Annotated in this window: 2 protein-coding genes; one reads left to right on the top strand and one right to left on the bottom strand. The window is 51.0% G+C overall.

Annotated features, from left to right (window positions below; genetic code table 11):
* Window position 1 precedes the first annotated feature (1 nt).
* Window positions 2–10,033 carry an amino acid adenylation domain-containing protein gene (locus ACXAH1_RS17465; protein ID WP_475198438.1) on the bottom strand — a complete coding sequence of 3,344 codons (10,032 nt, stop codon included), beginning with the start codon at window positions 10,031–10,033 and terminating at the stop codon, window positions 2–4.
* Window positions 10,034–10,996: 963 nt separating this feature from the next.
* On the opposite strand from ACXAH1_RS17465, the gene adhP reads away from it, so the two are divergent.
* Window positions 10,997–12,013, top strand: coding sequence for an alcohol dehydrogenase AdhP (gene adhP / locus ACXAH1_RS17460; RefSeq protein WP_475198436.1), 1,017 nt, complete (start codon window positions 10,997–10,999; stop codon window positions 12,011–12,013).
* Window positions 12,014–12,040: the final 27 nt, after the last annotated feature.

Genomic DNA, 12,040 nt, shown 5'->3' with positions numbered 1-12,040 from the left:
CTTACAAGTCCATCTCCGTCATGGATTGATCATCAAATGCCACGCTGATATCACGACCGCTGACAATGTTACTGAGGCGCGCAACGCCATCAGGAGCAGCCGATGCGCCTGAACTGACCAGATCTTCTACCCGGACAGCAAGTTGCACAACACTGGGGTTATCAAAGATGTCACCGACCGTGGCCCTGATAGCAAAGTGTTGATTCAGCCTTGATATCAATTGCATAGCCAACACTGAGTTACCGCCACATTCGAAGAAATTGTGATGGGTGCCCAGTTGCTCTGAATTTAATAACTCGTGATAAATGGTCAGGATCTTCGTTTCTATCGGGTTGGCAGGTTCACACAGCTCTGTCTGCACCAGTTGATTGTTATCCGGCACCACCAGCGCATTGCGATCAAGCTTGCCATTGGCTGTTGTTGGCCACTCTCCAAGCCAGCACAGGTATTCAGGTAACATATAAGCTGGCAGCTGATTTGCCAGAGCGCTTCGTAATGTGCTGATAGTCCAGTGCTGCGCCAGTTCGCCCTGCTCAATGCAGTAGGCGCACAATGCGGCTTGATTCTGGCCAGTTGTTTTGATGAATACCCGAACATCTACATCTCCCAGCACGTTGCGTAGCTGCGCTTCAATTTCACCCAGCTCAATCCGGTGGCCATGCAGCTTCACCTGATGGTCAAGTCGACCATCAAGTTCAAAGCGGCCATCGGCCAGCCTGCGTGCCCGATCCCCGGTGCGATATAGTCGTTCAGTGTGGTGTTCATCAAACTGGTGGACAACAAAACGGGCTTGTGTGAGCTCAGGTCTTGCCAGATAGCCATTAGCCAGACCAGCTCCACCGATCCACAGCTCTCCCCATACTCCCACCGGCTGCACAGCGGCATTGTATGTTGCATTTTCGGGCAGTACATACAGGCTGGTATTGGCTACCGGCTGGCCTATAGTAATGTCTTCAGGGTGGAATATTTGCTCGGTTGCTGACCAGATAGTGGTTTCAGTAGGCCCGTACATATTCCACAGCGCTTTTGCCTGGCTGAGTAACTGAGCGGCAAGTACCGAACTTAAAGGTTCGCCTCCACTCCACACAGTTAAGCCCGCCGCAAAGTTGGGACATGTCGACAACAATAATTGCCATAAGGTCGGGGTAGCCTGCATCACAGTGACCGGGTGTTGCTCAATCAGATCAGCCAGCGCATTCGGATCACTACAGGCCTGCTCACTGGCCAGCAATACAGTGCCGCCAACCATAAGTGGACCAAACAGCTCCAACAAGGCTATGTCAAAGGCGATGGTGGTGACACTCAGCAAACAGTCTGACTGATCTAATCCTGGTTGGCGGGCCATTGTGTGTAACAGGTTTGCCAGCGCACCGTGGCTTATCTCTACCCCTTTTGGCTTCCCTGTGGAGCCTGAGGTATAAATCACATACGCACGCTGCTGTGGCGTAATTACCTGAGCATCAAAGTCACTGGCGCACTGTGCAATCTCAGCTTGCCTGACATCCAAATCAACAATGTCTATGTCTGTATGCGCAATGGCAAGGGCAGCCTCACTCATTGCGTCACACAGCAAACAACTTGCCTGACTGTCGCTTAGCATCTCTTTTAACCTGGCCTGAGGGAAAGCCAGATCCAGCGGCAGGAAGGCTGCACCGGTTTTCAATACTGCCAATAAGGCAACCAGCAGCTCAGTGCGCCGCGGCAGCGCAATGGCCACCAGAGAATCGGCACCGACTCCTCTGGCAGATATATAGTTTGCCAGTTGATTAACGCGCTCTTGCAGTTGCTCATAGCACAGTGCTTGTTCTGCGCAGATAAGTGCGGTGTTTTGTGGCTGCTGAGCCGCCCGTGCCGACAATGCATCCAACAGCAGTGGCTGTCCGAGCGTCTCTGAAATAGGTGTGACTAGCTGCGCATGCATCTGACTATCCAGCAGACTCACCTTGTCACAGTCCTGCGTAGCTTGCAGGCCCGCAAATAAGCGAACCAGCGACTGGGCGTAGTGCGCCATCATATCGCTGTCATAGCGCGCACTCAGATACTCCAGCTCCAGTGTCCACTGACCATTGATACACAATAAGTTGCAGCTTAATTCATACTGACCAAACCGGGTATCCGTTGGACAACTTGATACCGTTAGTCCGTCAAATTCGGGAAGCTTTTGCACTTTATCCAGATTGAACAAAGTCTCTGGCAAGAACACGGCCTCATGGGTCAGCTCGCTGTATGGCAGGTGCTGATGCTCAAAGGCTTCAAGCAGGCTGTTTTGCAGTTGCTTAACCAAGGCAGCAACAGTAAGGGGACCCGAGAAATCAGCCACCAAAGGTAAAATGTTGGTGCAGTAGCCCGGTAAATGCTGATCAAGACAGTCCGGATCATACGCATCACTGAGTAGCTGACGATCAGAGACTGGAATGCCTACTGCAATATGTTGCTGGCCGGTCAACTTATGTAACCAGAGCGCATAAATTGCCAGTAAGGTTGCAAACTGACCACAGCCCTGAGCTTTGCTCAGCGCCGCAATATTCGGTAGCTCGCCAAGCTCCAATACCAGCTTTTCAATCGCAAAGCTTTCCTGCCTGCCTGCTCCCGGACTGGTTGGCAACGCCAGCGCCTCGCACTGTGCCAGTCGATCAAGCCAGTAGCCTTTGTCCTGCTGATAGCGAGTGCTGCTGAGGTAGTGTGCCACGCCTTCAACATAGGCACTGAAATGAACGGTGGCTGGCGCAGTTAAGTCACCACCAATACAAGTATAATTTTCCGCTATACGACTCATCATTTGTTGCAGACTGAGTCCGTCATACAAAACATGGTGCGCCGTAATACTGAGCACATGTGCCTGCGGGCCGTCTTGCAGCAAATCGAAGCGACAAAGTGGCTCAGTACCGAACTCAAATGTACGGTATCGCACATCGGCTAACATGACCTGCAATGACTGTTCTGTATTTGCATGTTCAATCAAGGATACAGCCGATGCTTCAAGTCGAACATGAGACAGGGTGTCCGGGTCAACCGAATAACTTAGCAATGAATAGTCGGTTTGCAGCTGGGCAACAGCCTGCGCTAGACGTGCCTTGTCTAACTGACCGCTGAGACGTAACACGGCCTGCACATGATAGGCTTGCGCACCTTGTTCTGACTTTAAAGCCAGCGCCAGTAACTGCTGCTGCGCACCGGTTAACGGGAATTGCACAGGCAGCGTATCCGCAGGATCCGGCTCGCCAAAATAGCCCGCTGCTTTCAGAGCAAGTGCGCTGTCTTTAACGGTCTGGATAATGGTGTTCACATCCGCATCCGTATGTGCCGCCGATAAGAAGCAATTCCGCCCTTCCCAAATGAACACGCCACGGTTGAGCATTTCATAGAAAAACACGTCCAGGTTCTGACTAAAACGGAAGCGGAACAAAGACGTAAAGTGCTCTATTTGTATTGGAATATTCTGTGCAGTAAAAAAGGTATTGAGGGTATTGGCAAGATTGTCGGTCTTGCGACTTATCGCTTCCTGAAGCTGGGCCCCGTGTTGTTTTATCTCACTCAGAACCGCCTTAGCACTGGCCATCACCAGTGGGTGTTTGCAAAATGTGCCGGCGAAGAAAGTGGTATCGGCCTGCGGGTAAGACGCATCGCCATATTGCCAATGGCCACCATCAATGCCATCCAGATAATCGTGACTACCGGCAACCACCCCAATCGGCAACCCTCCACCAACAATCTTGCCATAGGTAGCCATGTCTGCCTGGATCCCCAACATCGCTTGCACCCCACCCGGATGCGCTCTGAACCCGGTGATCATCTCGTCAAAGATAAGTGCAATGCCCAGCTCTGTCGTCAGTGCCCTTAATGCCTGCAAAAATGCCCAGGGCTGATGGGCCGGATGACGGCTCTGTACGGGTTCAACCAATACTGCGGCAATGTCATCAGCCTGTGCTCTGATGGCGTCCAGCGCAGCGTCAACGCCATATTCCAGCACCAGATTATCACTGATTGCCCCGCTCCTGACCCCGCCGCACATAGGTTCTACCGAGTCACCACCGGGCACATTCTGCGCAAGCGTACCGTCATAGTGGCCATGATAAGCCCCTTCAAACTGGACGATTTTGTTGCGGCGGGTTTTATTGCGCGCCAGGCGCACAGCCGTCATTACCGCTTCTGTGCCTGAGTTACAGAAGGTGACTCGCTCAAGTCCGGTCAGCTCGCTTACCAGCTCAGCCACCTCACAGGCCAGCGGACTTGCCAGCCCCAGTTGCAGGCCTTCATCAATTTGTTGTGCCAACGCCTGAGTAACAAACGCGGGCTTATGGCCAAACAGGTTGACCCCAAAGTCCATGGTAATATCAATATATTCATTGCCATCAATATCCCAGATGCGGCTGCCTTCACAACGTTTTCCAAATACAGGATAAAGTAGTTCCTTACTGGACAAGCGGAACCCGGCCGACGCACGACAGTCCGCCAGGTGTGCCCTGTGTTCAGACACCAGCGTTTTTGATAAGGGCGTTTTAGCACAATAACTGTGTGTGAGTGAGGCCAGATGCCGCTGCACAGATCTGCTGCTTGCAGCCGACGTTATCTGCTTCTGACCAAAGCCTGGAAGTATTCTGGCAGCACTGCCCGATTGCGCGCTTTGAGACGTGGCTGGAGCATGCGTCTTAATGGTCTGCTCTGCAGATTGTGTGGCAAGACGAGTGGTCGGGTTGGAAATAGCAAAGTTATTCTGATGACCCTGCAACATCGCAAGTTGGCGGGCAGCAACGGCTTCAACGCTTTGCGCGGCAGTCGTATTAGATACAGATGCGGCGGCCTGCAGCTGCTCCCGGCAAATGTTTGCAACAAGCTCAGAAGAGACATTCAGCGCACCTTGTTCAACTGCCGCGGGACTTGCCACATCGCTATTTGGCTGAGGAGGCTCAGTGGTGACTGCCAACGGCGCTGTCGCTGCACTGTGATAATCACTGTGCTCTATGATATATGCTACCAGCAGGTCTACCGTACTAAGCTCCTCATAGAACTGGCGCACACTGAACTCCAGGCCAAATTCCCGCTCGTAAGTCCGCACCGCATTCATGATCATCAGTGAATCGACCCCCATCTCCAGTAAAGGAATGTGAGTCTGTATATCACTGACAGGCATAGCCAATAATCGTGACAGGGTATTGAGCACAAAGGCCCGGATAGCATCATCACGTGAGGCGCCAACTGCACCTTCATCAGACTCTTCAAGGTCAGTGTTTTGTGCAGCGCTGCGCTGTGACGGGATATCCAGGATCCAGTAAGGGCTGCGATCGAAAGGATATAAAGGTAAAGGGACTCTTGGCTGGGTGTCATCGCCATAGTAATGAGTCCAGTCAAGCTCTATACCCAACTCAAACAAGCGTCCCTTTACTGTCAGTAAACGCGGTAAATCGGCGCCTTTATTGTGTAATACGTGTAAAAACTCGCACTGCTGTGCAGGGCGATTTTCCTGCAATAAACCACACAGCACAGGTTTAGGGCCCAGCTCAAGGGCAATATAAGCCTCTGACTGAGACAAGTGAGCGATACACGCAGCAAATTGCACCGGGGCACAGATCTGCTCAACCCAGTAGCTGGGGTCACACACCCTCAGCGCTTCTTGTTTGCCAGTCACAGAAGAGACAAACGCAATAGCAGGCTGGCTATACTTGACCTGTGCCGCCACTTGCGCAAATTCACTGAGCATCGGCTGCATCAGTGGTGAATGAAATGCCCGTGCAGTATTAATGTCTTTGTGACGCACGTTTTGCTCTTGCAGCGTCCTGCACAGGGTGTCCATTGCGGTGTTGTGGCCCGAAAACACCACGCCCGACTCACCGTGATAAGCCGATACCGATATCTGACCGTCAATGCCAGCCACCAGCGCATCGGCCTGCTCACGGTCGCACCGCGCAGTCACCATACGGCCGTTGTCCGCAAGTGCATTCATCAGCCGGCCACGCGCTGAGATAAGCTTTATCGCATCGGCAAGTGAAAAAATCCCCGCAATACAGGCCGCCGCATATTCTCCAACACTGTGACTCACTAATTGATCTGGTTGCAAACCGGTGCTCTGCCACAATTTCGCCTGAGCATACTCAATGGCAAACAGACAGACCTGCGTCCACTGGGTTTGGGCCAGGTATTCCTCGTTGGGATCCTGATACAAAACAGTAATAAGCCTTGGCCCTAAAGTGTCCGCCAACAAGCGGTCACACTCATCAATGGCGTCACGAAACACAGGTTGCGTGTCGTAGAGCGACTTACCCATATCAGGGTATTGCGCCCCCTGCCCGGTGAAAAGGAATACCAGCTCACGCCCTAGTGCCGACATTTGGCTTGCCAGTTCCGGGAGGTCTTGCACAGCTGTCAGTGCAGCTACCAGTGCTTCGCGACTCTCGCCCACAAAGGCATGGCGCGCTTCTTTGTAATGGGGCTTTCTCGCAGTCTGGCGCACCAATGTATCGAACTCATTTGGGGTGGCTGCACTTAAAACATCCGCATAGCGGTGTGCAAGCTGAGTCAGGGAGTTGGCTGATTTTGCGGATAGTGGCAGCACGTATCCCGCATATTGCGATGCATCTTTATCGGCTTTTGCAACATTTTCTGGCCGTTGCGCACAAATAACATGGGCATTGGTGCCACCAAATCCAAACGAACTCACCGCTGCCAGTCTCGGCTTGTTTTCCTGCGAAGGCCATGTCTGAGACTGGGTTACAACCTCAACCGGCAGTTTTTGCCATGGAATATGCGCATTCAGTTGCTCTGTGTGTAATTGTGCAGGTAGCTGCGCTTTCTCAAGACACAACAGCGTTTTGATCAACCCCGCCAGACCTGCACCAGACTCCAGGTGGCCAATATTGGCCTTAGCTGAGCCCAGTAACAGGGGCTGGTTTGGTGCACGTCCTTCGCCATACACCTTGGCCAGTGCCGATACTTCGATAGGATCGCCCAGCTCTGTGCCTGTACCGTGGGTTTCAATGTACTGGATATCCTCAGGAGCCACCGCCGCACGTTGCAATGCTGATTTAATAACGCGCTGCTGCGACACACCATTGGGGGCGGTGATACCGTTGCTCCGACCATCCTGATTTACCGCACTGCCCTTGAGTACCCCGTAAATAGGGTCTTTATCGGCCATTGCCTGCGCCAGAGGTTTTAATAAAACACAACCCACGCCTTCGCTGCGTACATAACCGTCAGCAGCGCGAGAAAACGTTTTGCAACGACCATCTTCTGCCAGCATCTGCGCATTGTCACAAGCATCGGTGACCTCATTACTGAGGATCAGGTTGACGCCACACACCAGGGCCATGGGCATATCACCAACACGGAGCCCATTCAGAGCATGGTGCAAAGCAACCAAGGAAGAAGAACAGGCTGTATCTACCGACAGACTCGGACCTGTGAAGTTATAGGTATAAGACAAGCGATTAGCAGCAATACTCAGTGCTGTACCAGTGCCAAGATAGGGATTACCCTGCTGCGCTTGGTTCGACATATTAAAGTAGTCATTCTGAGAAATGCCCACATATACACCCACGGGCTGACCGGTCAATTCGGCAGGCATCATTCCGGCCGACTGGATGGCATGGTAGCTGGTTTCAAGCAACAAACGATGCTGAGGGTCTATGTAATTGGCCTCTGCCGGTGAAATACCAAAAAGTCCGGCATCAAACTGCTCAATGTCACTCAGGTAACCACCCAACCGGGTCTTACTCAGTGCCGGACATAAAGCCTGCCGCACGGCATCGGGTACACTGATGGCATCGCGCTTATCAGTCAACAACTGCCAGTACCCATTGAGGTCTGCGGCTTGCGGGTAGCGACACGCCATACCAATTACAGCAACATCGGTGTCACCTTCACTCTCGCTAGTCGAAGCATCACCTTGTGTACTGGTTTCTGAACTCTCTGAGGGCGTTGCATTGTACTCAGACGTAGTGTGACTATCACAACTCAGGCGCTCACGTATCGATTCAAATTGACTTAAATGATGAGCCAGCTGAGCAATTGACGGATACTCATACAGTACCGTTGCTTCGAGCTCTATGTCATGTAGCTCCATCAGCTCGCCGGAAATCCGCACTGCCTTCATTGAGTCTACACCCAAAGATAAAAAGGTGGCGTCAATATCCAGGCTACCAGGTTGACGGTCGACTTCCAGCCCTACGACTTCCTGCAAAACTTTACGTAACGCCGCTTCGACGCCCGAATAATCAGTTACTTTGCTGTTATCTTGTATCTTCTTTGGTTGCACTTGCGGTGCTCGTGAGCGCGCCAGTACATCGAAAGTATCGGCAAGATAGTGACGTTTGTTTTCCTGTCGTTGAATTTTGCCACTGGAGGTCTTCAGGATCCGCCCGGGCTTGATCAACACCACCTCATACGGGGTAATACCATGTTGCTCAGTGACCGCAGCCGTAATCGCTGCAAAGATCTCCTGCTCGTTCAGTTTGCGCACAGCGGTACGCTTGACCTGCTGCACAATAACCAGACGTTCCTCTCCTTGCTCTGATAAACAAGAAAACGCGGCGCCTCCGTTGTTGTCCATAGCGCTGTGGGCTTCCACCACAGTCAGCTCTATATCTTGCGGATAGTAGTTTTTACCGCGGAAAATCATCACATCTTTAGCGCGCCCGGTTACATAGAGTTCGTCCTGGTAGACAAACCCCAAATCGCCCGTTCGCAAATAAGGCCCGTCGTTGTCATCAGCAATGCGCGCCTTAAAAATCTCCTCGGTCAGCTCGTCCTTGCGCCAGTAGCCCTGCGCAACGCTTGCACCTTTCACCCAAATTTCACCGGTGTGTCCGTCTTCACAGCGTTGTTTTGTATTCGGGTCAACGATGGCCAATGTGTGGCCATGCCAGGTACCGCCGCATGACACCGCATAATAGGGTTGATTATCTGTCTGAGTCGCTTCGGCTATATCAAGATCGTAAAACGTAGCACGGCTTGCGGACTGCGTATTTAACAACGACGCTTTGCCCTGATGCATGTCTTTACTGTCAAGCGTAAGGACCGCTGGCGTAGTCAACAAACGACCCCCGGTTGCAAACAAGGTGGTTTCAGCCATACCGTAGCAGGGTGCCGTAGCCTCACGACGAAAGCCGCAACGTTTGAACTTCTGGTAAAAGCGTTCAAGGGTACTGGCCCGAACCGGCTCGGCACCATTGAGTGCGCTTTGCCAATGCGATAAGTCTAAGTTTGCCAGTTCTTCTTCTTTGATTGTGTCTACACACAGGTCGTAGGCAAAATTGGGGGCACTGGAGGTAACGGCTTTGGTCTCACTCAGCAGCTTCAGCCAGCGCAGTGGTTTTTGTAAAAACGATGTCGGGTTCATTAGCGCGGCTGGTGCACCTATGTATATAGGGTGCAAAATACCGAAGATCAGCCCCATGTCATGAAAGTGTGGGAGCCAGCTTACAATGGGCGTCTGCGCACTGTGGCCGAAGGCTAGCTTCATCATTTCTTCGTTATCCATGATGTTGCCATGGCTGACCATTACCCCCTTGGGGCTCCCCGTCGAGCCGGAGGTATACTGCAAAAAAGCCAGGTCTTGTGACGCAATCTGGATATCCTGCCAGGCCATGGGCTCGACCAGCTCAACCCCCTCACCATCGGTGGCAATGATAGACACATTGCTCAGACTTTCCTCGGCTTCAAATAGCGGCTGTGCAATTTCATAGATCTTGTTGCTGGTCAGTGCACCCGTTGCACCGGCGTCTTCAATAATGCTTCTCAGGCGGTCGGTATTTTGGTTCTTTTTTGGCGGGTATGCCGGTACGGCCACAATGCCAGCGTACAGACAGGCAAAAAACGCTTCTACAAACTCAAACCCTGAGTTGTACAAGAGCAAAGCTCTGTCGCCTTTTTCAAAGTAAGTCAGCAAGCGTGCCGCGATCCGTCTGGAATTCAGGTCGAGCTCTGCGTAGCTCAGGGAAACTGCCGGTTGATTGTCTTCGAAGAAATACTGATATGCAATGTCATCGCCACGTGTCCGGGCCAATGTCACTAATGTAGCCACTAAATCGTTATTCATGCCATACCCATACAAGGTTTATTGAGTAAGTTCCTTTGACCAGAACATCTGACTCAATGACCCTGAGCAGGCAATACAACGCCGTGCCGCTATCGAGGCTGAGTACAGTTGTCCGATCCGTAAAATTGGCAAAAACCAATTAATTACATAAACACAATGACAAAGTATGACCTGTCCGATCACACCTAACCGCGAAAACGCAGCACAGGGTCATTGTGGTTTTAAAGGTTAACTAACCGCTTAAAACCGCAAGCTATGCTAATCAACTACACCTTTTCGCCTGAAAAACATAAAACTTTGATTATCCTTGAAAACAATCTAAATCTATTGCATTCAATCAGGCTAAAATATTCTGATAGTGTTAATCTAGCGGGACGACAACTGAACTAAAAATACCATTCCCTAATGTTGTTTTTATCTTCTGCTAAGCCGTTTAAACAATTGGCTGTCAGGTTCCTGTTTGATGATTTACCTCTTGATGCTAACACAAAGCACTAAAAAATAAAGCAAAACCAATCACAAATTTAACATATGCGTAACGATAATATTACCCATGGCTGAGTTTAGACAACCGTTGTGCCAGAACCCATAGGCGTTGAACAGCATAAAAATAACGATAAGTAGCCGTTCAGAGCATACGCCAAATGCTAACTCAGCAATTGGCTGGGGTAAATTACAGTGGCTTACGTACCTATTTAATTACCTAAACCAGGCTTGATCACTTTAGCTTAACCCAGCTGTTGGTGACACAAGCTGCTATTTTTCATGAAGTTTAGTCGCTCATTTGAAAAACGCACAGATATCTTGGGCGCAGTGTATGACAATCGTTACATTCTAACTGAAAGTCGATAAAAGATGGCCGCAGCAAATTGCTGACTTTGTTGGTGCTGAATTTGCGCCGGATCAAATTATGACAGGTACAAATCACTATACTCATGGCAAACACCTATCAGGGAGAAGCAAATGAAAGCCGCACTCGTCCATGCCTTTAAACAACCGTTAGAGATCCAAACTGTTCCAAAACCAACTTTATCGCCCGGCTCAGTACTGGTTGAAATTGCTGCATGTGGGGTTTGTCACACCGATCTGCATGCCTGCCACGGAGACTGGCCAGTCAAACCAAAACTCCCTCTGATCCCAGGCCACGAAGGGGTTGGTACCGTAGTAGCAAAAGCAGACGATGTGACCCATCTTGAGCTTGGAGACCGCGTCGGTGTGCCCTGGTTACACAGCGCCTGTGGTCACTGTGAGCATTGTCTTAAAGGGGACGAAAACCTCTGCCCGCAGCAGCAAAACAGTGGTTACTCTGTTGATGGGGGTTATGCGCAATTTACCAAAGCTGACGCTAATTATGTTGTTAAAATCCCCGATAATGTGCCTTTTGTCGAAGCTGCACCCCTCTTTTGTGCCGGTGTCACTACCTATAAAGCACTCAAAGTGTCTGGTGCAAAACCTGGCGACTGGGTGTCCATTGTTGGCGCTGGCGGCTTGGGCCATCTGGCCATTCAGTACGCGAAAGCCATGGGCCTGAATGTGGTAGCGGTAGACAGCGGTGAAGAGAAGCTTTCACTGGCACACACTTTAGGTGCAGACTTGGTTATCGACTATACCAAAGAGGATCCCGCTGAAGCCATACAATCTCAGCTCGGTGGTGTTCAGGCTGTGGTCTGTACCGCAGTTTCTAAATCCGCTTTTACCTCGTCTTTTCACAGTGTTAAACGAGGCGGTGTCTGCGTGCTTGTTGGCCTGCCTCCAGAGGATATGCCAATTCCCATTTTTGATACTGTACTCAAAGGCGTCAGTGTTGTGGGTAGCATTGTGGGTACACGCCAGGATCTCATAGAGTGCTTGCAATTTGCTGCGCAAGGAAAAGTTAAAGCCATTATTGAGACTCAACCGCTTGAAGCCATTAACGATGTATTTGATCAAATGCTAAACAGCGAAATAAATGGCCGAATAGTCCTGACGCTGGACAAATAGTCATCAAATAAAAAAGGCGCAACTCAG

The organism is Pseudoalteromonas sp. AWH4_217 (assembly GCF_056161105.1).
This window is presented reverse-complemented; position numbering and strand designations above follow the sequence as displayed.

What these genes read in the sequence shown, in the direction of transcription:
- ACXAH1_RS17465 (WP_475198438.1), bottom strand. Translation starts at nt 10,033, where the DNA reads ATGAATAACGATTTAGTGGCTACATTAGTGACATTGGCCCGGACACGT.
- adhP (WP_475198436.1), top strand. Translation starts at nt 10,997, where the DNA reads ATGAAAGCCGCACTCGTCCATGCCTTTAAACAACCGTTAGAGATCCAA.